The 25,813-nt window shown below is 42.9% G+C and carries 21 protein-coding genes and 1 pseudogene; 3 read left to right on the top strand and 19 right to left on the bottom strand.

Going from position 1 to position 25,813, the window contains the following annotated elements; genetic code table 11:
- Nucleotides 1–86: 86 nt before the first annotated feature.
- Nucleotides 87–812 (top strand): class II aldolase and adducin N-terminal domain-containing protein, encoded by a 726-nt coding sequence (locus tag OKC24_RS16210; RefSeq protein ID WP_131275943.1) that lies wholly within the window; start codon nucleotides 87–89, stop codon nucleotides 810–812.
- Between the two features lie 401 nt (nucleotides 813–1,213).
- On the opposite strand, the gene OKC24_RS16205 is transcribed toward OKC24_RS16210, so the two are convergent.
- The 16 genes and pseudogenes from OKC24_RS16205 to hrpA form a co-directional block, all read right to left on the bottom strand.
- Complete coding sequence (locus tag OKC24_RS16205; RefSeq protein ID WP_131275944.1) at nucleotides 1,214–2,083, bottom strand: phytanoyl-CoA dioxygenase family protein; 870 nt, start codon at nucleotides 2,081–2,083, stop codon at nucleotides 1,214–1,216.
- Nucleotides 2,084–2,130: 47 nt separating this feature from the next.
- Nucleotides 2,131–2,976, bottom strand: a complete 846-nt coding sequence (locus OKC24_RS16200; protein ID WP_130147487.1) for a transporter substrate-binding domain-containing protein — start codon at nucleotides 2,974–2,976, stop codon at nucleotides 2,131–2,133.
- A gap of 193 nt (nucleotides 2,977–3,169) precedes the next feature.
- The gene (locus OKC24_RS20130; protein ID WP_228738008.1) at nucleotides 3,170–3,892 is read right to left on the bottom strand and encodes an amino acid ABC transporter ATP-binding protein; all 723 of its coding nucleotides are present in this window, start codon (nucleotides 3,890–3,892) and stop codon (nucleotides 3,170–3,172) included.
- A 135-nt stretch (nucleotides 3,893–4,027) separates the two neighbouring features.
- A pseudogene (locus OKC24_RS20125) lies at nucleotides 4,028–4,678 on the bottom strand (amino acid ABC transporter permease); the annotation flags it as partial.
- A gap of 239 nt (nucleotides 4,679–4,917) precedes the next feature.
- Nucleotides 4,918–6,045 carry an acetylornithine deacetylase gene (gene argE / locus OKC24_RS16185; protein WP_131275963.1) on the bottom strand — a complete coding sequence of 376 codons (1,128 nt, stop codon included), beginning with the start codon at nucleotides 6,043–6,045 and terminating at the stop codon, nucleotides 4,918–4,920.
- Nucleotides 6,046–6,055: 10 nt separating this feature from the next.
- Nucleotides 6,056–7,033 carry a LysR family transcriptional regulator gene (locus OKC24_RS16180; RefSeq protein ID WP_130147493.1) on the bottom strand — a complete coding sequence of 326 codons (978 nt, stop codon included), beginning with the start codon at nucleotides 7,031–7,033 and terminating at the stop codon, nucleotides 6,056–6,058.
- A gap of 34 nt (nucleotides 7,034–7,067) precedes the next feature.
- On the bottom strand, nucleotides 7,068–7,739 hold the full coding sequence (locus tag OKC24_RS16175; protein ID WP_131275964.1) for a DUF1028 domain-containing protein: 672 nt from the start codon (nucleotides 7,737–7,739) through the stop codon (nucleotides 7,068–7,070).
- A gap of 20 nt (nucleotides 7,740–7,759) precedes the next feature.
- A complete protein-coding gene (locus OKC24_RS16170) occupies nucleotides 7,760–8,173 on the bottom strand; it encodes a RidA family protein (protein WP_086212132.1) in 414 nt (137 codons plus the stop codon).
- Nucleotides 8,174–8,489: 316 nt separating this feature from the next.
- On the bottom strand, nucleotides 8,490–9,497 hold the full coding sequence (locus OKC24_RS16165; RefSeq protein ID WP_219189603.1) for a sensor domain-containing diguanylate cyclase: 1,008 nt from the start codon (nucleotides 9,495–9,497) through the stop codon (nucleotides 8,490–8,492).
- 151 nt (nucleotides 9,498–9,648) lie between these two features.
- The gene (locus OKC24_RS16160) at nucleotides 9,649–10,569 is read right to left on the bottom strand and encodes a LysR family transcriptional regulator (protein ID WP_130147499.1); all 921 of its coding nucleotides are present in this window, start codon (nucleotides 10,567–10,569) and stop codon (nucleotides 9,649–9,651) included.
- A gap of 190 nt (nucleotides 10,570–10,759) precedes the next feature.
- Nucleotides 10,760–11,746 carry an ion transporter gene (locus OKC24_RS16155; protein ID WP_130147501.1) on the bottom strand — a complete coding sequence of 329 codons (987 nt, stop codon included), beginning with the start codon at nucleotides 11,744–11,746 and terminating at the stop codon, nucleotides 10,760–10,762.
- 92 nt (nucleotides 11,747–11,838) lie between these two features.
- Entirely contained in the window at nucleotides 11,839–13,554 is a 1,716-nt protein-coding gene (locus OKC24_RS16150) for a DEAD/DEAH box helicase (RefSeq protein WP_131275947.1), read from the bottom strand.
- Nucleotides 13,555–13,693: 139 nt separating this feature from the next.
- Nucleotides 13,694–15,709: a PcfJ domain-containing protein gene (locus OKC24_RS16145; protein WP_265466000.1), complete on the bottom strand. Its 2,016-nt coding sequence runs from the start codon at nucleotides 15,707–15,709 to the stop codon at nucleotides 13,694–13,696.
- Nucleotides 15,710–15,885: 176 nt separating this feature from the next.
- Entirely contained in the window at nucleotides 15,886–16,650 is a 765-nt protein-coding gene (locus OKC24_RS16140; protein WP_131275965.1) for a lysophospholipid acyltransferase family protein, read from the bottom strand.
- 11 nt (nucleotides 16,651–16,661) lie between these two features.
- Entirely contained in the window at nucleotides 16,662–17,777 is a 1,116-nt protein-coding gene (locus OKC24_RS16135) for a beta-ketoacyl-ACP synthase III (protein ID WP_265465999.1), read from the bottom strand.
- Between the two features lie 30 nt (nucleotides 17,778–17,807).
- Entirely contained in the window at nucleotides 17,808–21,743 is a 3,936-nt protein-coding gene (gene hrpA, locus OKC24_RS16130; RefSeq protein ID WP_131275950.1) for an ATP-dependent RNA helicase HrpA, read from the bottom strand.
- Between the two features lie 409 nt (nucleotides 21,744–22,152).
- Here hrpA and ahpC point away from each other — a divergent pair, with 409 nt between their 5' ends.
- On the top strand, nucleotides 22,153–22,716 hold the full coding sequence (gene ahpC / locus OKC24_RS16125) for an alkyl hydroperoxide reductase subunit C (protein ID WP_005010724.1): 564 nt from the start codon (nucleotides 22,153–22,155) through the stop codon (nucleotides 22,714–22,716).
- Between the two features lie 113 nt (nucleotides 22,717–22,829).
- On the opposite strand, the gene OKC24_RS16120 is transcribed toward ahpC, so the two are convergent.
- A complete protein-coding gene (locus tag OKC24_RS16120; protein WP_131275951.1) occupies nucleotides 22,830–23,876 on the bottom strand; it encodes a linear amide C-N hydrolase in 1,047 nt (348 codons plus the stop codon).
- Nucleotides 23,877–24,373: 497 nt separating this feature from the next.
- On the opposite strand from OKC24_RS16120, the gene OKC24_RS16115 reads away from it, so the two are divergent.
- Nucleotides 24,374–24,580 (top strand): hypothetical protein, encoded by a 207-nt coding sequence (locus tag OKC24_RS16115; protein ID WP_005010728.1) that lies wholly within the window; start codon nucleotides 24,374–24,376, stop codon nucleotides 24,578–24,580.
- Between the two features lie 107 nt (nucleotides 24,581–24,687).
- Here OKC24_RS16115 and OKC24_RS16110 read toward each other — a convergent pair whose 3' ends face one another.
- Together OKC24_RS16110 and OKC24_RS16105 are read right to left on the bottom strand one after the other, a co-directional pair.
- Nucleotides 24,688–25,278: an O-methyltransferase gene (locus OKC24_RS16110; RefSeq protein WP_131275952.1), complete on the bottom strand. Its 591-nt coding sequence runs from the start codon at nucleotides 25,276–25,278 to the stop codon at nucleotides 24,688–24,690.
- A gap of 49 nt (nucleotides 25,279–25,327) precedes the next feature.
- Nucleotides 25,328–25,543: a DUF1653 domain-containing protein gene (locus OKC24_RS16105; protein WP_130147519.1), complete on the bottom strand. Its 216-nt coding sequence runs from the start codon at nucleotides 25,541–25,543 to the stop codon at nucleotides 25,328–25,330.
- Between the last annotated feature and the right edge of the window lie 270 nt (nucleotides 25,544–25,813).

Genomic DNA, 25,813 nt, shown 5'->3' with positions numbered 1-25,813 from the left:
ATCCTAGTCAATACTCCAAAAAATGCGATGCAAGAAACCACCTAAAGCACCATAGAATTTTCTGATATTTCTATGTGAGTTAGCCCATGAAAACAGAACAGCAAATCCGTATTGATTTGGCCGCATCTTTACGCTTAAGCGCCAAATTAGGTATGCATGAGGCGGTCGCCAATCACTTTAGCGCCGCAGTATCTGCAGATGGCAAAGCATTTTTGCTCAATCCCAAATGGATGCACTTTTCTAAAGTCAAAGCCAGTGACTTAATCTTGGTGCATGCAGATAATCCAGACAGTTTCGAAAAAGGTCAAATTGACTCCACGGCTTGGGCAATTCATGGACAAATCCATAAACTTCGCCCTGATATTCGCGTGATTATGCATTTGCATCCAATCTATGCCACGGCACTCTCTTGCCTCAAAAATCCAACTCTGCTGCCTGTAGAGCAAAATAGTGCGCGCTATTTTAACCGCGTTGCTTATGACCACCATTACAGCGGTATGGCTGATCAAATTGCAGAAGGACAGCGTTTAGCGCAGCTGCTGCAAGACAAGAGCCGCCTGATGATGTGTAATCATGGCGTCCTGATTGGCTCACACGACATCGGTGTCGCCTTTGATGATATGTATACCTTTGAGCGTTCTAGCCAAATCTTGCTGGCAGCCTATTCTACTGGGCAAACGCTCAATATTTTGGGCGATGCTGTGGCAGAAAAAACTGCGCAGGATTGGGAAAAAATTGAAGATTTCAGCATGGCGCATTTTGAAGAAATGAAGGGCATTTTACTTGCAGAAGATCCAAGCTTTATGGATTAACAAAAATCAGTGCAGGAGCATTCACCCGCTCCTGCTCACTTTGTAACGTTTAAGAATATCCATGCTCAAACATTAAATCCAAAGCAGTACACTTAAATATAAATCAAATGTTTACAAACCCTAAGTTCACAATGAATGTTCCCTTTACTTTTTTAAAGGAGAGGTCTAGGGAGAGAGTTTTTATAAAATTAATTCACACTAGCCTTCTACCAAAGCCATATATGGTGAGTATGAATGACCTTTCATTATTCTATTGATAGCTAATTCTGAATATTTTTTGAATTTTGCAAAAATCTATTAAATAAAGCTTAAATATTCACTATCCCATTCAATTAAAAAGAGCTTCCGAAGAAGCTCTTTTTTTATATATTTGCTATGCAATGAACATGAAGCAGAGCCAATTATGCCATTTCTAAACCCGCTTGCTGTACAAAGAAAGACGCGCCTTTCGGTTTTTTCGGCATTCTTAGCGCATTTGGCGACATACGGATTTGACCGCTTTCTGTGCCATACACCAAATGACCTTGATGCTGACTTGGCAATGGATTGTCCGATAATGCAACAGCGTCTTCAGCCGCATAAACAGTAATAAATAAGTAGCGTGGCAATTCAGTATTATTTGCGCCTGAGGCATGCAGTAAACGGGTATGCATAAAGCAAACAGAACCTGCTGGACCTATGCAAGATAGATATTTCTGACACTCTCGCGCTTCGACTGAATCTTCAACTTTGCCCGTAAAATGGCCATCTTGCCAATGATTATACAGCTCACCTTTATGGCTGCCCGGAATCACTTGCAATGGTCCATTGTCTTGAGTGACTTCACCGACCATGAGCAGTGAGGTAATCATGTCGTCATTGGTATGTGGCGTAAATGGAAAATCTTGATGCCATTTCACTGTAGTTGCTGTATGCGGCAGTTTGGCATTTACTTTACTGTGATGAAAACGCGTGCCTGAACCGCCAATCAGCTGACCCGCCATTTCTGCCATTTTAGACTGCATTGCAGTTTTAAAATAAGCCTCTGAAATCTCAGTTGGAGAACTGACACGGCGCAGTGCAGGATGATCCTCACTGTGGTCTGCTGGGTCGACATCAAAACGTGAACGGCCATCTATAGTTTCACCATAAGCTTCGGTGTAAGCACGGCTTTCATCTACCCATGTTTCAAGCTGTGAGCGCAAGCCCTGTAATTCTTCTGCATCTAGTACATTTTCAACGACTAAATATCCATCACGATGAAATTGTTCAATTTGTTCCGCTTTTAACATGTACCTATCCTCAATAATTTGACGAGTTCCGTCTGTGCCAATTCGATTTATTTCATTACCGCAGCAATATCTTCTGCAGTCGGTTCTTTCAAGCCATAAGCGGTCAAAATTTTCGCGTATTCACCTGATGCTTTAATTCGATTTAAACCCTCTTCTACCAGCTTATAAGTTGCTGTATCACCTTTACGGATGCCGATACCGCCTACGATTGGGAAGAATTGTTCCGTTGAAGTAATTTTCACTTTAGCCTTTAAGTTGTTTTCTGCCGCCTTCATCACTGCTGCATCGTCATATTGGATGTCTACCGCATGTGCCAGCAAAGCCTGTGTAGTTTGCGGTGAGGTTTCAAACTCACGGACAGTGATCGCCTTTTTACCTTGGGCCACGCAACGTTTTTCAGAAATTTCCTGTACTTGAGCTGAAAATGCAGTTCCTTTCATTGCCCCAACAACTTTGCCGCATAAATCACTCGGGCCTTTAGGCGCCAAATCTGAGTCGCTGCGCACAAGAAGTGAAATGTCAGTTTTGTAATAAGGAATCATGTCAATTTGTTCAAGGCGCTCTTTAGTGATGTACATTGATGAGAACAAAATGTCGTACTTTTCACCTTTTAACCCTGGGATTAGATTGGCCCAACGCGTATCAATCCAGTCTGCTTTGTAACTGCCGTCCACTTCCGCAATTTTTTCCATAATTTCAACGCTGACACCGCTTGGTACACCATCTTTCATATATTCATATGGCGGGAAAGTTAAATCCGAGCCCACTGTCACCAAACGCTTTTCTGTTGCTGCAGCAGGTGATTCAGCTGCGGTTTCTGTTTTTTTTGCACAGCCGCTAAATAATAATGCGCCAGCCAATGCGCTTACTGTGAATAATGTTTTGTTTTTCATTCCCAACCCCAACGCTATATTAGATTTTGTGTTCAATTCAATATAACGGCATTTTTTATACAATCCGATTAGGATTTTTTTATTTACTCATTCATAAAAATTGAATTATAAAAATCAATAAAAAAAGCAGCCAAAGTGACTGCTTAAAATATTTAAATTGCAATAAACCCCAAATTAAATATATTTAAATTACTTACTCCTTAGATATAAATTTTTGGAAACGTTCATTTTCAGATTGCAGTAAAACTTCAGGCGTATCATTTAATACAACATGACCATTTTCCATAAACACGACACGGTCTGAAACTTTAAATGCAAAGCGCATTTCATGCGTCACAATAATCATGGTTAAGCCTTCTTGGGCCAGCTCTTCAATGACTTTTAAAACTTCATTGACCAACTCTGGATCTAAGGCAGAAGTAGGTTCATCAAACAAAATAATAGAAGGCTGCATTGCCAGCGCCCGAGCAATGGCAACACGCTGCTGTTGACCGCCAGAAAGCTGATGCGGATACTTATTGGCATGCAGTTTCATTCCAACTTTTTCCAGCATGGCCAGTGCTGTTACTTTATTGTCCAGTACCGTACCCATTTTGTGATACAGCGGCGCCAGCATGACATTTTCTAAAATCGTTTTATGCGGAAACAAATTAAAGCTTTGGAAAACCATCCCGACATGCACAATTTGCTGTTTATATTCAGGTGAATCTTCAGTGATGGATTGGTCTTTTAAAAACGGCTGACCCAATAAATTAACCGTGCCTTGATTCAGTGCCTCTAAGCCATTTAATGTACGGATAAGCGTAGTCTTGCCTGAACCTGATGGCCCAATGATTGAAATCACCTCACCCCAATGCACATTAAGATTAATGCCTTTTAAAACTTCATGCTCTCCATACGCTTTGTGAATATTCATCGCTTCTAGCGCATATTCGCCCTGACGTTCTGCTTGAATTTCTTTACGTGCACGGATTGACGCATTAGGTAGCTGCAGCAACGGATCAGATTCGATCAACATGCCAGGTTTACGGTTTGCAATATCGATACGGCGTTCAAACCAACCGATTAGCCAGCCAAAAACTGTCACAATCAACACATAATAAAATGCCACCGCCAGCATGGTTTCCATAACCAAAAAGTTCTGCGTATACAGACGCTGACCAACCAACAGAATTTCTGTTAATGAAATGACAGAAACTAAAGAAGTAAGTTTCACAATTGAAACGTATTCATTGCCCAGAGCTGGCAATGCAACACGAAATGCCTGCGGAATAACAATCAGACGTTGAATACCTGTAGGCTTCATGCCTAGGGCCTTACCAGCTTCGATTTGCCCTTTGTGAATAGACGTTAAGCCGCCGCGGTGAATTTCTGCAATATACGCCGCTTCGCTCAATGTCATTGCCAATAATCCCGCAATAAATGGCGATGCTAGTACCACACTAGACGCTGGGAAGATTTGCGGCAAGTTATATACAAAAACCAACAGTACCAATAGCGGTAGACTGCGGAAAAACCAGATATACACATCGCTTGACCAAGCCAGTACTTTGAGTTTTGATTGCTTGCCAAAAGCCAAGACAAAGCCTAATACAATGCCTAAAACCCAAACAAGGACACTCAACTCAATCACGGTCCAAGTCGCTTGCCAAAAGTTTTTATTTAAAAATAAATTTAAGGTGTAATCCCAATTAAAATCCATTCCAGACCCCGCTTACATCATTCTGTTCTATTAAGCTTGTTATATCGAATTTTATTTAAAGATGTAATTCTGAAAAATTGAGGTATTAATATGGAAAAATAAAAGCAATAAAAAAGGCCAATTAAAAAATTGACCTTTATATTCAAAATAAATACTGCACAAAAATATATACATGAAATTATTATTCACAGCAATATAAATTTTAATTTAGTTTAAATAAAACGTTTAAAATAAAATCTTCAGTATTTAATACTCTCTAAGAGTTTATTTAAAAAGATCTCACACAATTGTATTTGCGAGACTTCAACAAACTCATTTGGCCGGTGCGCCACAGCAATATCCCCCGGCCCACACACCACCACAGGGCAATGCAAGGCATTTTGAAATAACCCACCCTCTGTGCCAAATGAAATGTTGCCAATGGCTGTATCTGGCGGCAACAATTCCTGCATAAATTTGACTGCATCTATTGTGGGTGATGTTTTCAATCCCGGATATTGATTGACTTCATTAACCTCAATCTGATCTTGGAAATGTGCGGTGATTTGCTGCAAGATCTGATTTTGAATATCCGTGCTGCTGTCTTCTGCCAAATGACGGATTTCATAATCTACGGTACATGAATTGGGCACAATATTCAGAGCCGTACCTCCAGCAATTTTGCCTACATGTACTGTGGTATAGGGAATGTCATATCCTAAATCTTGATGCCCATCCCTTTGCAAATTTTGCTGAACCCTTTGAATAGACTCAACCAAACTACTGGCAACATGTATGGCATTCACAAAATTAGGCGCCAAAGCAGAATGACCTTCTTCACCACAACAATGCGCACGAAATACAGTTTTCCCTTTATGCGCCAAAGCCAGCTGCATCATGGTTGGCTCGCCAATCACACAAAGCATTGGCGGCTTGATTGTTGCAGCCAGCTGATCCAATATGCCGCGCACACCAATACAGCCTATCTCCTCATCGTATGAGATGCATAAATGCAGCGGACGTTTGAGTGTCAGCTTAGAAGCATCCAGCATAGTCATAATGGCGCAGGCCAAAAAACCTTTCATATCTGCTGTACCACGGCCATAAATCTTGCCGTCTTTCTGCTGTGCCTCAAAAGCTGGACTATCCCATTGCTGACCTTCTACAGGCACAACATCAGAATGTCCTGACAGCATAATTCCCGGCAAATCTTTAGGTCCAACAGTTGCAAGTAAATTGGCTTTATTTTTTTCAGCATTAAAATTCAGAAGCGTCTCAATTTTATGCTGATCAAACAGCGCCTTTACATGCAGGATTAAATCTAAATTACTTTTATAAGAGGTCGTATCAAACGCAATCAACTGCGCTAAAAGTTCACTGCTTTTCATCACTTGATTTTCAGGCCTCAGCTGGAGTTTTAATTTTTACATGCGGATCAAAAAAATGCGCATCGCCCATACCTGGAATATATTGATTGGATAAAAATGCGCGGCATCGACTGATAAAAGCTTGAGACACCGTATTCAGCACTGCATTTTTAGCCGTTGCCAGACCTATTTTCATTGGGCGGTGTTCCCCAGCAATACGAATGCGTACCAAACGTTTGCCATCCAATGAAAAATTATTTTTTGGCCTTACATTTAAAATGGTGTAACCCAAATTATTGGCCACCATCGAACGCACCACATCAACATGTCTAGATGAATGCGCGACTTGTGGACTCAATTTATGATTACGGAATAAAGAAATGAAATAATCGTTGCTATAAGGCATATCCAGCAGCACCATCGGCAGTTCTGCCAGTTCTTCAAGGGTAACGGCAACATTCTTAGCCAAAGGATGTGCTTCACTCACCAGTACATGCGGCGGCAGCACGGCAAGCGGTTCAAAATTAATTAAGTCATGATCAATGTTTAAATCATAGGTCAACACCACATCCAGCTCATTGCGAATCAAGCTATTTAATAAGACCTGTTGATCTTCTTCGCTCAAATCCAGTGTGACATTCTTATATAAATGCGTAAAACCGTGAATAATTTCTGCATAAATCATCGGTGAAAATGCAGTAAAGCAGCCGAGTTTCAACGGCCCGCGTATTGAACCTGAAAAGTCCGCAGCCAAAGAATATAAACTGCTGGCTTGGCTTAAAATGAATTTGCATTCCTGCATCACTTTGTCGCCAATATTGGTCAAAATCAAACCTTTCGCATGCTGCCGAATAAACAGCTGAACTTGCAGTTCAGATTCTATATGCGCAATAGCTGCAGAAATTGAAGGAGAAGAAACGTGAATTTTCTCGGATGCAATAATAATACTGCCACTTTCTGCCGTAGCGACAAAATATTGCATTTGCCGCAAAGAGATACGATTTAACAACGCGATTCCTTATTTTTATCCGCATGCATGCAGATTATTCATCGCCCGGCACACCATAACTTGGCGATCCTGATGGATCTAGCGCCCTGACTACATAATCCTCAACCTGCGGCTCATATAATTTCCAGAGTTGGCATAAGTCTTGTATCGGTGTTTCTGACCAGTCGATACGTAAATTAATGATCGGCCATTCGAGTTTATCGACCACTAAAAGACCCGCAGAATGAACTTCTCCAGCCTCACCGCCTGCATCCAAACCCGCCTGCAGCGCAATAAGTAACCGTTCGGCTAAAGTGCCCTCACAGGAGTGGAAAATTTCAACCATTTTTGCAGGAACGTCTTCATTTTCTAGAAGATTTCCCGCACCAACGGCGTGCTCCCCAACGCACTCAGAATGAACACCCAGTGTATTTTTGCCACTAAATACAGCAGGAGGCTCATCCGAATTCACCACAGATAGCTGTCGATACTCGATAAAATCGGTATTTTTCACTAATTCAGAAATGGCTTCTTCTGGTGCAAGATCATACTTAACCATATCAAGCAAAATGCTTGCCAAGTATGGATCTGTGATGTTTTGCGAAGTGGCAACGCCAACTCCAGCTTTAGCCTGCAGGCAGCGCGCAGCCACCGCAGGAGACGAGGAGCTGATCGCCCCTCCGAATTGTCCAGTCTTTTTACAGCGGGCAATAATTGAAAATGTCATAGGCAATAACTCCCTTGGCTTTAGTCTGGAATGACAGCAGTAGCATCAATTTCTACCAGCCATTCAGGACGCGCCAGCGCAGATACAACAATACCTGTAGAGACTGGAAAAACACCTTTTAGCCATTTTCCGACCACACGGTAAACGTCTTCACGGTAACGCGGGTCAATAATGTAAATAGTGATTTTGCAGATATCTTCCAGCTCACCGCCTGCTTCTTTCAGCAGCATATCAATGTTGTACATGGCCTGCTCAGCTTGCCCTGCAGCATCGCCAATGCATACATTTTCAGAAGTATCTAAGTTCTGGCCGATTTGACCGCGCAGAAAAACCGTGCTGCCTCGCGCCACAACGGCTTGACATAAGTCATTATCAAGATTCTGCTCTGGATAGGTTTTTTTTGTGTTGAAAGTTCGAATGCGAGTGTGTTTCATTTTAACTGTTCCTTTTTCGGTACAGCCTCAGTATGAATCAATCACTTATTAAGGCAATTTCCCTTTTCCTTGGCATTAATTCGTTTTTTCCTTATTAAAATATATCGCGTATGAAAATTTTTATTATTGTCTATTCGGCAATTAAAACTGCCTAATTCATTGCTTTTTATACTATACAAATACTGAAGCAACACATGAAATGAGCTGTTAATACTTACAAGGATTAACAGCATATCCTGCCTATCATGGTCCAAATTAAAATTTTAAAATTAGACTTTAAAATTCTGACAGCAATCATTTGCCAGTTCTGACGTCTCTAAACATCAGCCATTTTACGCTGGCGTTTGTTGTGATACATTTTTAAATCAGCGGTTTCCATTAATTGGTCAATGGATTGCGCATCTTCAGGAAATACTGCTAGACCTATACTTGCGCCTATTTTCAAGCTGACATTCTCAAAGGCAAAAGGCAAGCCGCAAGTTTCCGCAATACGGTTCATTGCTTTAGTCGCCAAATCCAAATCGGCAATATTCGTCAGAATCACGGCAAATTCATCACCGCCCAAACGCGCCACTAAATCGTCATTACGGGTATGGCTGGCAATACGCTGGCCAATTTCCTTTAAGGCAGCATCCCCTGCCCGGTGTCCATACCTATCATTAATCGGTTTCAGGCCATCCATATCAATCATTAAAATGCCGATAACTTTTTTATTTTTCTTGGCGCTTTCCAAACCTTGACGCAAACAGTCTAAAAATAACGCGCGGTTGGCTAAGCCCGTTAAATTATCCTGTGTTGCCAGCTTATACAGCTCCTGCGCGCCATATTTGGTGGCATGATACATGGCTGCCGCAATCAGTTCTGACATTAAGCCTAACAGCTGCAGATCACCTTCTTTAAAGGCATCCGCGCATTCTGAGTATATTTTCAGCACGCCAATCGCTTCATTACAATGCACAAGCGGCACCACAGCCATTGAACGCAGCCCAACCTTTCTGCAAGCCTCACGGTCAACCCGTGCATCTGATTCTGAATCCTGGCAATAAAGTGTTTTGTTTTCTTCAATGCACAAGCCAGACAAGCTATTTTTCTGATTCAGGCGCAAACCCAGCAAATGGCTTGCACCGCCCGAAACCGCTCGGTATACCATTTCGCCATCTTCCGCCAGTTCAACAACCGAACCTTTCGCATGAGTTAAAGACTGCGCCTGTTCCGCCACCAAAGTCATCACGGCATTCAAATCCAGACCCAATTTCGCAATAGCTGTTTGTGTTTGAATGACAGACATTAATTGCTTCGGCGTCGGCTGCTTAGACTTAGGCATGAAAAGCTCTTGAAAACTCAAATTAATTTAATTTTAAAAATTATTTGCAACCCTGTATAGGCTCAAAATCAATAATTTGATAACCCTGTCAAAAAATACAGACCGCATATGTGATGCAGTCTGCATAATTATCCATCCAGACCAAGGTACATTATGAAGAATAATATGTAGCGCGCTTTTGAGAAAATTTTTCCAGCTGCTTCAAGAAACCTTCAAAATAGCTTTTGTCTTTCTCTTCTGTTCTAAAACCGGCATATAAGGTACGGCGCAGACCATTAGGCGACACGCAAGACAAGCGGCGGGATGTTACCCAGCCCTTCTGCTCATATTCATTGACCACCCAGTCCGGCAGAGCAGCAATGCCCCGGCCGCTGGCCACCAGCTGAATCAGCATTTGCGTCAAATCTGTCGTGCGGATATGTTTAGGCTGAATATTCGCAGGAATAAACAGCTTCGCCATTATATCCAATCGGTGCTTATCGACAGGATAGGTAATCAGCGTTTCATTCGCCAGATCCTGTACCGTAATATTATCCGTCCGCACCAGCGGGTGCGTATGCGAAAGCACCAGTCTGGATTCATATTCAAAAATCGGAAAATATTCGATACCTTTTAAGGTAATCGGATCTGCCGTAATCAGTAAGTCAAATTCTGCATTTTGCAGCAGCTCGTGCGGATTGGCTTCAAAACCAGAGGCGAAATCTAAATCGACATCAGGATATTGCTGGCGGTAAGCATTCAGCAGCGGCATCAGCCAGTCAAAGCAGCTGTGGCATTCTGAAGAAAAAGTGATCCGTCCAGTTTGACCATGCACAATGCGGGTTATATCCGATTGCGCAATCTGCACTTGCGGCAAAACATCATCAGCTAATTTCAGCAAACGCTGTCCAACATTAGAAAAAGTCACAGGCCGGGTACGCCGATTAACCACTTCTACCCCATACCAATGATCCAATTCTTTCAGTTGATGTGAGATCGCTGATGGCGTTAAACATAAATCATTGGCAGCAGAAACCAGTGAACCATGCTCTCTCAGTGCAGTTAATGTTTTTAAATGACGAATTTCTAGCATATCTGCTATTTCCCGCGCAACGAATAGGCTATTAATGAAAAGTATACAGCTTTTCACATTATTATTGAATATAATTCATTTTAACATAATTTAGGATCATTTTATTCATCTTCGGGTTTAATCGCTGGCAAATAGACCATTCTTTCGGCGTTTAATACATCTGATATTACAGTTTTAAATAAAACCCCTATTACAATTCTGGCAATTTTTTCCCGCAATGCGGACAATATTCATATAGATCGCGTTCTTGCTTCAAGGCTTCTTCACGCTGTTCGCGCATCAACTGCAAAAGAATATCCTGTGTCTGCTCTTTGGTTAGGCCTACATCTTTACGTATTTCTTCTATTTTTTCCTGATCAGCAACTAAATCAATTTCCGAATGCTGTAAAAGTTCCCTAAATTTAAGTTCCAGAAATTGTTTGCGCTGTTCCAATTCATTGGCCAGGCCATTAGCCAAAATACCCGCAGGCAAGGCTGCCAGCCCCACGCCCAGTATCGTAATCAGGGCGCCTAAAAACCGGCCCAAAGGCGTGATCGGGGTAACATCGCCATAGCCGACTGTAGTCAACGTTACCACCGCCCACCACATCGAGGCGGGAATAGACGTAAACACATGAGGCTGCGCTTTATTTTCCACTACATAAATACAGGCAGCAGCCATCACAATCATAATGCTGAGGATGAAGATGACCGCTTGAAATGAACCCTTTTCACGCTCTATAACCCGAAGCAAAATTTGCAGAGAGACGAAATAACGTGTCAGTTTCAGCAGGCGCAATAAACGTAAAATTCGAAGGAATCTTAAATCAATAGGCACAAAGAAGTTAATATAAGCTGGCAATATCGCCAGCAAATCAATAATGGCGCCGCCGCTTTTAATCCACTTCAGCCGGTTTTTCCAGCCCGATTCAAAGGGTTCCTGTTCCGCAATAGACCAGAGCCGGAGTAAATATTCCATGCTGAAAATGAAAATTGAAATATGTTCAAAGCTGTCAAACAGCAGCCGGTAAGATTGATAGATATCATTGACGGATTCAAGCAGCACGGCTGTGGCATTGCCTAGAATCAACAGAATAAGAAAATAATTAACTGCGCGGCTAAAGGCCGTTTCGTATTCATCATTATGCAAATTATTATAGACAAACTTTCGAAGCGTATACCAAGCCGTAAATGCCATAGCGATCGGATTTCATCTAAAAATATGCATCAGTTTAACTGATATTATTTAGAAAAAACCAGCTGCTAGGGCATTCTATGCCCAAATCCGCGTCACTCTACAAACAGCAGCGCTAAGCGGACTTGATCATAGCCCATGCGCGGGCTGGTCAGCTCGACAATCGGACGCAGCTTAATGCTGCCGTCATCATTAAAATGCTCCGCATCATTGCGTTTAGTTAAGCGCTTATAAATTTTGCGGACTTGCTCGACGGATTCTTCGCCTGGATTCGCAACAGAAATATCCAGCCCCTGCTCTTTGCGCAACCGGCCTAAATGATTGATGATGGTTGCTGGCGTTAAACCACGCTCCACAGCAATATCCTGAATTTCATAGCCTTCTTCAAACAAGGCGCGGGTTTCATCTAAGGTTGCAGATGCAAAGCTTTGCTTGCCGCCCGATTTTGCTAGTTTTTTCTCATTGCGCTCAATTTCATATTCATTCAAAGTGCCGCCGCAATGGCGAATAAACGCTTTATGCTGCACAGTAAAATCTGCATTTTCAAAATGCACATCCGCTTCTTCAGAAAGCTCTTGAAAACGGCGGTCCGCTTTAATGGCTAAACTGTCCAGCTCCAGCGCCTGCGCATTCATGCCCAGCAATCTTAAACCGCCCAAACTTTTTAAGCGTGATAAAGCCACATAGCCCTGACCTTTTTCAAAGGTATGCGCCAAATTAATTTCCGCCGCTTCCAGCGTCATGCCCTGAGATTTATGAATGGTGATGGCCCAAGCCAATCGCAGCGGAATCTGCTGAAAGCTGGCAATAGTTTTGCCTTCATCATTATCTACCGACCATGTTTCTGGCTCCACAATTAAGGTGGTTCCATCCGTCAGTTTCACCTTCGGCAGTACGCCATATTCATCATCTTCTTCAAAGGCAATCACTTCACCTAAGCTGCCATTAATATACCCTAAGTCAAAGTTATTTTTCACAAACATCACTTTGGCATGTTTCTTTAAAGTCAGATTTTCCGGCGCGCGCACAGATGACTTTAAAGTATCAATCAGTTTTTCATTGCCGTCACACTGCGCATCAAATTGACGGGATTCCTGATCAATTTCATTCAAGTGCTTAAAATTGATGCTGTCCACATCCATATTATGGGTATACAGGCGGGTAAAGGTATCTCCGACATCTTGATTGCGGGTTTGCTCTAAGGCCTGCAAATGAACCTCTGTAATGCTCTGTCCGCGAATCGCATTCAGGATATCATTTAAATAATCATTCCCCTGACGGTGCTGCTCGGTCAAATAGCACACGCGGAATTTTGCTTCCACCCAAGCCTCAGACATAAAGCAGAATTTGTCACGGTTGCTTTCCTCTTTTTTCCCCACAGGCGGTAACTGGAAAAAATCTCCAGCCGCAATCACTTGAATGCCGCCAAAAGCCTCATCGCTCTCTTTAAAATATTTCAGCACTTTATTGACCAAATTCAGCTGTTTAGCATGTAGCATTGAGATTTCATCAATAATCAGCACTTGCGCGTTTTCCAGATGTTCCTTGAGGTACTTGCGCTCTTTCATGCGTTTCAGTTCATCTTCTGAAATGGCATCTTTAATGCCAATGCCTGCCCATGTATGTATGGTCATGCCATTCATATGGGTAGCCGCAATCCCTGTGGATGCAGTAATGGCGACCGTCACTTTGCGCGCTTTTAAATAATTGATGTATTGATTCAGCGTATAGGTTTTCCCTGCACCGGCTGAACCTGTCAAAAAGACATTTTCGCCCGCTTTTAATAACTTGAGTGCAGTTTCCTGTTTCATATGACCTAGACCGTGAAAGAACGGCTATAGCCTACCGAGTTTTGGCTAAAAAGTTAAGCACGCAAAGAAATTTCCAATACATCAAAGCAACCATCAGCAATCCAACGCTATAAATTTTAAAAAGTTTTATCCTGAATTTTTATTTATCGATTTCAGCATTCAGCCACTGAATAAACTTCCGGGCTGCCTGTACCAAATGTTCAGCCGCTTTTTCATTATTAGGCAATTCCAGCTGATCAAAACTCAGCTGCCCATTTTGACGGATACAGCCTAAAGTCATCCGCAGCGGATGCAGCAAATGCGACATGTGAAAAGCCGCATATTCCCCCTCTATAATGCGCTGCGCATAACTGGCAGCAAGGCAGTGCTGAAATTTTTTTGACTCTTCGATAATGCGTTCCACACTTTGCAGCTCCTGAAAACGCCACTGCTCAAAATACACATCAGCCGCTGCACAAAACGGTTTCCAATCGGCTAAAGAAAACTCTTTTTTTAATTTTGCCAGTATTTCCTCTTTCTGATTATTTTCGTGCCAAGCCACTGATTGCTGAAACAGTCCTGACCATGTCACAGTTTTTGGCACCGCTTTTGTTTCTGCAAAATACGCGCTTAAATAGTCCCGCACATAGGCGTCGAAAATACTTTTGCGTATTGTGCCGTTGTTCTGCACATAAAATTGCTGACGGAATACATCCTGCGGCATTTTATGGCGCTGCAGTACTGTATAGAAGTCTCTGTCCCGCTGCGTTTCGGGCAAAATAAAAGCCATCAGATCTTCTGGAAAATTCAGGGTGACTTTCTGCAAATGCAGCATGAAAGCCTGCATGACACGGCTCAAGCGCAGATAAACTTTTTTCAAGGCTAAATCATCATGCTTGGCAATATTGCTGGCCAAAGCCATCCATTCATCTAAATACAAAATAGAGGGGCGGATGGCCACGCGGTGATCATCCATGGCCTGCTTAGTCCCCTGCAGCACGACCGTTTGATTTTGCGGGTGTTCAAACCAGTTCTGCTCTATCGCGATGGCATGGCAGCTTTGTATAAATAAGCGTGCGCACACATGCTGAAAATATTGCAAGACGGCGAGAATAATCTGCGGGTGCATCTGACTGCAATCCACAAAGCTTAGCGCAGTCACCGCAGTGCGGATGTTGCTATGCTGAATATTTAGGCTGATCCAGTCCAAGACCTCAGCGGATTGCTTAAACAGCCAATTCACAGCGCGCTTGCAGTCAAATAACGGCAGCAGCGCTGCCTTTTTTTGCCAAATCCGGTGGTTTGCCGTTAAGAAATACTGCTTAGACAGCAGGTCAGAACGGTGCCACACTTCACGATTCATCAAACGCACAAAACCTAAAAGATGCGGCTGCTCCTTGGCATGCAGATAAAGCAAACGGACATCATCTTCCAGCTCTATCAGTTCATTCAGATTAAATTGCTCGCGATAGAACAACGATACAATTCGATAAACTGCGGGATCTAAAAATTGCGCAGCACTAAAACAAAACTCATCAAAACTTTCCATTAATGGCTGCAAAGGCAGAAAATCATGCGTCAAGACCGTATCTAAGCGGCACAGCTGTTGAAAACACTGCAAAATATTTTTGGCTATGGGCGTTTGATCAACCAAAGAATTCTGAACCGCCGGCACATGATAAAACTGTAAATCCATCATCAGCTGATCGGTAAACTGCGCTTGAGACGGATTCATGCGCTGCAGCGCCGCGGCCAGCTTTTGTTCCCCCAATACCCGATTGAAAATATCATCAGCCAAGATCTCCCTTAACTGCTGGGCTTTCCCGCGCAAAAAAAGCGGATGCTGCGCTTTTAAATCACCGGTCTGAAAATGAATATCTTGCAGCAAAAAATCTTCCAGCTGTTCCGACTTGTGATGCTGATAATCAAAATTGCTGCGGACCAAACTGTCAGCTGCATATTCTGCAGTGGGCTGAGGCGTGAAAAACTGAATATCAAAAAATGGATACGCAATCTGAATTCTGCGCTGTTCTTGATTGATTTTAAACAGCTGATGCGCAGTGATTTGAGACGCTAAATCCTGCTGATCTTGAACCAAATAACTCAGCTCAGGAGAAATGCGCAAAAGCTGCTGCGCAGCATTCGCCAATTCGGAAACTGACCGCTCCTTGTGCATAACGCCTCCTGCATCTTCAATGCGCTCTCAATTTATCCAATATAATCAAACTAAATCAATGCCTCTATGTTTTTTATCTAATTTTGGACTCAAGCGCCGCCGCTGGCTCACGCCTTCAAGAAAAATCTTTATGCACTACCTATGATAAGCAGCCAGGCAAAATGACTTTGCTATTTTTACAGCTTATCAGCCATGCCGTTTCTTAATTCTTTTAAATCGTCTAATGAACGGTAAATTGCTTGCTGAATTTGCAATCTGAAAGCGCCCAGCTGTTCCATGTTTTCAATCTGCTTGAGGCTTTGCCGCGGCATAAACTGAAAATAAAACGGTATCCGCTTCGGAATCAAGTGGCTCGGCAATGACGGAATAACATCGCCATGACGCAGCAGTTTGCCCAGCTTTGGAATTTTCAACAATTTCTGAAAGTATTTATTTTGAATAATATGGTTGGCATCAAAACCCAAATCAAAAACTTCATCACCGCCTAAGGCGGCAAAAGGCACAATGTCATAGCCAAACTCTTGTGCCAATTTTAAAAAGCCGTAACGCTCTTTCCATATCAGTTGATAGGCTTCGCCTTTACGTTTCAGCACTTCACGGCCCCCGCCTGGAAAAACCAGGATGGAATACTCCTGCGCCATTAAGGGTCGCGCATACTCACGCACGCCATCCACAGCGCCAAACTTTTTGACAATACTGCGCCAAACCGGCAAATAAAAGTGGCTATGGTCAGCCAAGCTCACCACAGCCACTTTATGTTCATTGAACAAGTAATCAATAATCATCGGCGCATCCAGCACACCGTAAATCGTATGATTGCCGACATACATTGCAGGCTTAGATGCGTCTAAATGCTCCGCGCCTAAAAATGTTGGCCTGAAATACAGTTTAGACAAAGCGCTAACACGCTTGATCCATTTTGCATCATGCTCAACCTGCAATGCTGTTTTTCTTAGGCTGCAACGTGTTTTTGCACGAGGATTGAACCCACGGAATAGCCCGCGCCAAATGAACACAATACGCCGAATTCACCGTCATCCACTTGGTCTGCGGTACGGTGCAATGCAATGATGACGCCTGCTGAAGAAGTATTGGCAAATTCATCTAAAATAATCGGCACAAGATCCGGCTGTGCATTTTCTTTACCCACCACCAGTTTTAAAATGAGTTCATTCATGCTGGCATTGGCTTGATGCAGCCAGAAACGCTTCACGCTTTGCGGCGCAATTTCGTTTTTCTCAAGCTGCTTGGTAATCATTTTGGCAACCAGCGGGCAGACTTCTTTAAACACTTTGCGCCCGTCCTGACGGAAGCGGTTGTTGTCAATATCCGCATCCACTTCACTCAGATTCAAGTAACCGAAGTTGTTGCGGATATTGTTAGAAAACTGCGTAAACAGGCTGAAATCAAGCACCTCAAAGCCCGTCTTAGTTTCTGTGTCTTCAATAATCGAAGCTGTAGCAACATCACCGAAGATGAAGTGGCAGTCTCGCGAACGGAAGTCTGTATGGCCAGAGGTAATTTCCACATTCACCAATAATACGCGGCGCGCGCCAGCCTTAATGGCGTCATACGCCTGCTTAATACCGAAAGTTGCTGCAGAGCATGCAACATTCATATCGTAAGCATAGCCTTCTATGCCAAGCGCTGTTTGTATCTCAATGGCTACAGCTGGATATGCACGCTGAATATTTGAGCAAGACAGAATCACGACATCAATATCAGCCGCAGTGACGCCTGCATTTTCCATCGCTTGCTTCGCTGCGGCAACGCCCCATTCAGCTTGAATAGACAACTCGTCATTTGAACGTACATGCAACAGCGGACGCAGGCGTTTCGGATCTAAAATACCGGTCTTTTCCGCCACATAGCGCCGCTTTACACCAGACGCTTTTTCAATGAATTCTGCGCTAGATCCGCGGCGCGCTTCTAATTCGCCTGCAGCGATTTTTTCAGCATTCTCTGAGTTGTACTGTTCCACATAGGCATTCAAACCTTCAACTAACTCTTCGTTGGTAATAACATCTTCTGGATGAAATAAGCCAGTACCTGTAATGCGGATGCCCATGTAAAACTCCTGTTTCAAATTACCTGTATTTTAATTGATTCCAAGTTTTTCCCATGCTTTCTGCAAGCGGGAAGGAGAAATCGGCATCTTGGTTTTCATCGGCTGGGAGAATAAAGAGATACGCAACTCCTCAACCATGAAATACAATTCTTTAAGGCGAGTGTCATTTTTAAACTTAAATAATTTTTCCATCCATGGATCTACTTGATCAATGGCAGAATTGTCCCTTTGAAGGTTATTTGGTAAGCGCTCCAAACGCAAGACCAAGGCTTTTAAATAACGCGGAAATTCTTGCCAAATATCGGAAGATTTCACATAGACAAAATCAGAAAGGCTCATTAAGTCAAGCTGATCTTCGACATCATCAATATTTTTTCCAAACACAGAATCGTCTAAAACCAGCAGTTTGCGCCGTATATCCTGCCATTGAATGAAGATATCGCTAAGCATTGCCAAAACGTTTTGCCCATGCGTTAAGAAAGACTTTTTTACATTTAAAACTAAGTTTTGGTATTCATTAACATTGACAGGAAGCTCATTTATTGCAATCTGCAGTGTGGCATAAACTAACATTTGCTCTAATTTCGCCCGGTCTCCCAGCGGGGAATAAGCTAATGCCAGCGGTTTTGAAATCTGCTTTTTCAGCTGACGCACGAGGTCGCCCAACTGCAAATACACTAGACGGATAACCCCTTCACGGTGCTGCTTCACCGCTTCAAATTGATCATTAAAGGTTTGAATCACGACGCCCGATTCATCTTTTTGCTCCAATGAAGCAAAATCTTTCACAGGGACAAGCGCCTGATACTGCTTCACCACCACACCCGTGACTTTTTGCGATGCTTCAAAAACAAAATTTTCAGGAAAAGTCTGGAATTCCCCTTTCAATTGCTTGACTGGACTGTGAGTCTCTGTGCGGCAGCGCGCTTTTAACTCAGATAAATCACGGCCTTGTTCAATCACACGGCCCTTTTCATCGATTACTTTAATCAATGGCAATAAATATTGTTCAACCCGCTCAAAGCTAAAGTCTTTTTCAGTGATTTGTTCGCCTCGCAACTGGAAGGCTAAAAAACTAAAAATATGCTGCTGCAGATGCACCGCATCTATTCGTTCAGACAGCTTTCGTGCAGTATCTGGGATAGGCACCAAGTGACGCCGCTTATCTTTAGGCAAAGATTTAAGCAGGGCTTCTATTAAATCTTGCCGCCAGCCAGGAATGCCCCACGACCAGATATTTTCATCCACCTGCGGCAGCGCCTGAACTGGAATTTTCACTGTTGCGCCATCTTCATCATGGCTTGGATCAAAACGGTAACTGGCGGCTAAACGCAGTTCGCCATTGCGCAAATAATCAGGAAACTGCTGCGTGGCTGGACGGTCATTCAGCCACAGCGCATCATCATCGACGAATAAATAGCGCGGCTCTTTAGACTCAACCGTAGCGCGCCAATCCTCAAACGAACGGCGGCTGGCCACCTCTTCCGGCACTTTAGAAGCATAGAATTGGTAAATGGTTTCTTCATCCACCACCAAGTCACGCCGGCGCAGCTTATCTTCTACCCGCTCAACTTCTTCCAGTTTCAGCAAATTATGCTGCAAAAATGGCGGTGAAATTCCAAGATTTCCAGTCGTCAGCGCATCACGAAGGAAAATTTCATGCGCAGCGGGCTGATCCACTTTTTCATAATTGATCTGACGTTTAGGTTCAATAATTAAGCCAAACAATGATATTTGATCATAGGCATTCACCACACCGGCTTTTTTCGACCAATGCGGTTCAAAATAATGATGCTTCAGCAAATCGCCCGCAGCAAGCAAAATCCACTCAGGTTCAATTTTAGCCAAAGTCCGCAGATACACTTGAGACGTCTCAACCATTTCAAAAGCCATCACCCAAGGCGTATTGCTCTTGTGCAACGTCGATGCCGGGAATACCCGGGCCTTCTGCTGGCGCACTGCCATAAAGACATTGCGCTCATCGGTCTTATTGGCAATAAAAGACAATAAGCCTGTAAGTAAAGCGCGATGCAGATTTTCATAGTTGGCTTTCTTTTCATTAAATGAAAGCTTTAAGCCTTTTGCCAAATCGACCAACTGTTCATGGGTTTTTTTCCATTCCCGCAATCGCAGCCAGCTTAAAAAGTGATTGCGCGCAAATGTGCGGCGTTTGTTTTCACTCATGTCACGGTTGGCAACCAAGGCTTCCCAAAGCTTAGGATAGAACAGGAAATCTGAATCCTCTTCGCGGAATAAGGCATGCTTTTGATCGGCCTGCATTTGCTTATCTGCAGGGCGTTCACGCGGGTCTTGCACCGCCAAAGCCGCGACAATCACCAAAACTTCATTCAGCACGCCAAAATGCGCGCCGCCTAAAATCATCCGCGCCAAACGCGGATCAATCGGCATTTTCGCCATTTGCTGACCGATTTTGGTCAGAGAATCACCCTTGCTTTGAAGCCCTCCTTGACCAAAGGAAGAAGCTTTTTGCGCCGCAGCGCCGCTCACACTTTCTAAAAGCGGGGCTTTATTCTTCTCCTGCATCGCGCCAAGTTCAATCAGCAATTTTCGGCCATCATTCACCAAGCGATGATCGGGCGGCTCAATAAAGTCAAAGTCTTCTAAAGTTCCTAAACCCAAACTTTGCATTTGCAAAATAACCGAAGCTAAGTTGGTCCGCTTAATTTCAGGTTCGGTAAATTCAGGGCGGCTTTGGAAATCGTCTTCGCTATACAGGCGGATACAGACACCTGGGGCAATACGGCCGCATCGCCCTTTACGCTGATTGGCTGCCGCTTGCGAGATGGCTTCAATCGGCAAGCGCTGCACCCGGGACCGGTAGTTGTAGCGGGAAATACGGGCAAAACCGCTATCAATCACGTAACGGATATTGGGTACGGTTAAAGCCGTTTCCGCAACATTGGTCGCAATAATAATACGCCGCCCGCCACCAGCGGGATTAAAGATTTTTTGCTGTTCTGCAAGGGCTAAGCGCGCATACAGCGGCAAGACTTCAGTATGGCGCGGACCATGCTTAATTAACGTTTCTTGCAGTTCACGGATTTCCTGTTCCGTACTGGCGAAGATGAGGGTATCCGCATATTCTGGATGGCCTTTTTCCTGCGCATCCCGAAAGCATTCTTCGACAGCCTGTACAACAGCGCGCGGCAGATTTTCCTCAAAATTATCAAATTCATCATCATCGCTGCCGCCGATATTCAGTTCTGAAATTGGACGGTAGCGCAGTTCTACAGGAAAGCTGCGGCCTTCTACTTCAAAAATCGGCGCGCCATGAAAATAATTGCTGAAACGGTTTACATCGAGTGTTGCAGACGTGATGATGACTTTTAAATCTTTGCGGCGCGGCAAGAGCTGCTTCAGATAGCCCATGATGAAATCAATATTCAGCGAACGCTCATGCGCTTCATCAATAATAATGGTGTCGTATTTGGTTAAAAAGCGGTCATTTGAAAGCTCTGCCAATAAAATACCATCCGTCATTAAGCGGAGTATTGAATCCTGTGAACCCTGTTCATTAAAGCGGACTTTAAACGAAATGGATTCGCCTAGCTTTTCACCCACTTCTTCTGCAATACGCTGAGATACGCTGCGCGCAGCCAGTCGCCGCGGCTGCGTATGGCCAATCAAGCCGGTTAAACCGCGACCTGCCAGCATGGCAATTTGCGGCAGCTGCGTGGTTTTACCTGAACCGGTTTCACCTGCCACAATAATCACTTGATGCTTTTGAATCGCTTCAATCAGCTGGTCTGCATATTGAGTAACAGGCAAATCTTGATTGAGCTTGACATTTGGAATGCGTTGAATACGCTCACGGACTTTAGCATTGGATTTTTCAAATAATTCCTGATGCTGTTTTTGATCTGCATCTTTGCCCTTTTTCAGTCGGTTTAAACGGTGAAGGTCACGCGCCATCACAAGCTGATCTACATTTAAACGACTCTGCACAGAACAAGATTCCTAATAAAACAACAAAGCGCTATTTTACGCTGTAATGACATGAAGCGGAAGAACATCTCAGCCCCGATCAAGTAGATAAATTTTGTTTAATTTTAACTTTTTTTTAATTTAGCCTTGAATTTTAACAGCAATGGCTTCATGTTCTTAGGCAAGTTGAGGAACAGATGTTTTTTACTGGTTTTGTCATTTCAGCATCATATGGCTATGTTAAAACAGCTTTGCTGGAACAGCGTCATAAAAGTGGCTGAAACGTTTAAAATCATGATTTTGATGAGATGGCATTTTGGCTTAGTTCGGTTTTTCCGATCTATTTAATGTAAAAATACCATTTCAACAATAACAAGAAGTCCTATACTCTATTGGAAATTAAATACAAACCTCAATCATGGAGACAATGATGAGCTTAATTAATACTGAAGTTAAACCATTCAAGGCACAAGCATTCCAAAACGGTAAATTCATCGAAGTTACCGAAGCCGATCTTAAAGGCAAATGGTCAGTTGTATTCTTCTATCCAGCAGACTTCACTTTCGTTTGCCCAACTGAGCTTGGCGACCTTGCAGACAACTACGCTGAATTCCAAAAATTAGGCGTTGAAATCTACTCAGTTTCTACTGACACGCACTTCACTCACAAAGCTTGGCATGATTCTTCAGAAGAAATCAAAAAAATCCAATACGTAATGGTGGGTGATGCAAACTGGACGCTTGCTAAAAACTTCGACGTATTAATTGAATCTGCTGGCCTTGCTGACCGCGGTACTTTCGTTATCGATCCAGAAGGCAAAATCCAAATCGTTGAAATCAATGCTGGCGGTATTGGCCGTGACGCTCAAGAACTTCTTCGCAAAGTTAAAGCAGCTCAATACGTTCACGCTCACCCAGGCGAAGTTTGCCCAGCTAAATGGAAAGAAGGCGATGCAACTCTTGCTCCTTCAATCGACCTAGTTGGTAAAATCTAATCTGCATTAGATTGAACTGATCAAAAACCGCGCAAATTGCGCGGTTTTTTTTGCTTCACGTTAAGTCTAGAACCCGCCCGTAAAGTTAGCTGATTCAGCTCTTCCGATTTACATTAACTAATGCCTAAAAAGACAAAAGGCTTTGTTTCGACAAAAGATGCCGTTGCATCCCCTGCATAAGTATTGCTTTGGTCTTTGCCTAAATTCAGCATTTTTGTTTTGCCGTCTTTAAAATTAATTTTGTTTAAATCGACCCAAAACACATTCGGTGAAACAGCAGACTCGAAGAAATAAAGTTTGCGCTTATGGTCCACAACGGTTCGCCAGCGGGTAGATGAAATATTCGGCTCTTCTTCCGTGTTCAAGCCAAATGGGACGGAAACATTGCGGATTACACTGAATACACTGGCTAGACTGCTGTTGGAATCAGCTTTATTTGGAATAGCTTGAATATAAAAAGATGCACGCGCAAAACGATCAGCCGCACGATTCGTTCCCGGAAGGAAGGTTGTGCCGCCAATTTGTTTCCAATACTGATTTAACGCCAGCTGCTGATCGAAGGTCGGAGAGTTGGTCATGACCTGATAAGCTTTGCTGTGATGAATCACCTGCTTGCCGCCAATATATTCAACAATTGCACTATCGCCGCTTTTATCCGAAATAGATAAATGCAGTGTAGCGAGGCGCTTTTCACCCGGAACTTGATCCGTAATCACATCAAATGGTTCTTTTTGCAGAAATTTAATGGCTTCATCCACAGTTGAAAAATTATCTAAAATATACTGAGCCCATAAGGAAATACTCAATTTTGGTTTTTTTGATTTTCCAGTTTTCGGATATTCAGATTCTACCAGCCACAGCAGATTCGCATTCAGGCCAGCTTCGTTCACACCATCCGTAGTAGAAATGTCATAGCCCGTTGCAACAACACTGCCGTATTTCGCAGTCCAGCTTGCAGATTGAGGCCCTGCCTGTCCAGTACGCTTTACACCGCTGGGCAAAATCCAAAGATTAGTCCCCACATCAGATTTCCAATCCATAGAGCGGGCTGTCATGATATTATTATTTTCACCATGAAAAACCACGCGCGTACATGCCTCAGCCAACGACGACAGCATAATTCCAGAAGCCGCTAATACGCAGCAAATCGTCTTTTTCATACCTGAAACCTCTCTAAAACATAAAAAATACAAATTTGTTATAAAGTCTGTTGATGTAAAATATGTAAAACTGCGCAGCTATCTTATCGGACTGAAGCAGTCCGAGAATTGACTCAATTTCCTATCAAGCGCCGATCTAAAACCGGCTAAAAGCACGGCTGTTCGAGTTAAGCCCTTATCCCAAGCATAAAATGATTGTTTTTCCATTCAGATTGGCATTTATTTTTATAACATGCCCTCTGCAAAATTAATAATTGTTAAACTTTTAGATTTCTTAAAATATACTGTATTTACGCCAGCGCATATATTGCCGTTTTATTGGGCCATCCGCACTTCAGCGCCAAATCATAAAAGCAGTTTTAACAGCTGAAAAATACTTAAATACTCGATTTATTTTTACAATTCTGCTACATCGCCCCACTCAGATTTATCATAAGTTCAAATGAAGCCTGCAGCAGTTCAGCAGCTGAAACATAATAATTTTAAGGGGGTTGCTTATGGGAACGCCGCTTGCTGTAAAAACTTGGAAATACAGCGCTTCTTCACGCTATCTAAAAATTTTTTACACCAATGGAACAGGTGATTTATTTCATCCTGTGCCTGAATTTATTTATAACAATATGATGCGATGTAATGACAAAATGGCCTTTGTGCATAAATATTTAGAATATGATCTTCACTTTACCCGAGTCAGCATCCAGTAATTAAATTCTTTCGCTGATCAAAATACATGCTTTGAAATTGTGCTGAATTCTAAAAGCCATCAACTATTCAAATTGATGGCTTTTTACATGAATAATACAGAATTATTTTAATTGGCTGTGACCAAGAGCAATCCAGCGCCTACAGGCAGTGTGACACACATGAATTGCTTATTCGCCTGCACCAAAGCAATAAATTCCGCCACTTCGGATGCATGCGACAGCACATTATCCACCACGAGCAATCCGCCTTTCTTTTTCAATAGATTCGGCAGATACTCCCAATATTCAACATAGGCATCGCGCTCTGCATCCAGCAGAATAAAATCATATATTTCAGTACATTGTCTTAGAAAACACAAAGCATCTGCAACTTGAAAATCAACCAGATTGCGCAGCTGAAGCTGTTCTGCAGATGACTGGGCTTGCTTTGTGCGCTCGGAATCAATTTCAATGGTCGTAACATGGCCCTGTGTACTTTGCGCAGCATTGGCCAGCCACAATGTTGAATAGCCAGTCGATGTGCCAATTTCCAAAATGTTCTGCGCCTGCTGGGCACGGATCAGCACAGCCAATACATGCGCTGACTCCGGTTCTATATTGCGGTAACGGTTTAAACGGTCTGACTGCTGTGCGTCATGCGCTTGAAATTGCTCATACAGCGCATTAACTTGCTTTAAAAATTCTTCCGGAATGCTCATCAGCCCTCCTGCCTTAGTGAATACATTTGCAACAGTAGAACAGCAATGACTATTCCACTTCCTGAATCAGCTTAAAACGCTCAACTGTTTTGCCTTCATGCTCTACCGTCTCGCTAAACATCGTTAAAGGCCGCACCCATAATGAATAATCACCATATAAACATTGATATACCACTAGCTTTTCTTCTGTTTCACTATGCGTCGCCACATTAAACACTTGATACAGCTGACCCTTATAATGCTGATAAATACCTTTTTGAAGCATAAACTTACCCAGAGATGGTGATGAATTTCTGTATAAAGCATAGCATGGAGAATTCCAGTGAACAGACAAATTTCTTGTACTTTCAAAGCAGGTTTTGCAAGTACAAGAAGTTTATTCAATAAAACGATTAATAATATAAAAACAAACTGTTTTACCTATTTATTAAAATCTCCTATTATCTACTTATCAAATAAATATTGACTCCTTTGGAGGCGTTAGCAATGCTGGATCAAAATACTTCTGCTCAATTAAAAACTCTGCTTGAACGTT

The sequence above is a fragment of the Acinetobacter entericus genome (assembly GCF_026168575.1).
Classification (GTDB): Bacteria; Pseudomonadota; Gammaproteobacteria; order Pseudomonadales; family Moraxellaceae; genus Acinetobacter; species Acinetobacter bouvetii.
The sequence above is the reverse complement of the archived record's forward strand: the minus strand, read 5'-3'. Positions and strand labels throughout refer to the sequence as shown.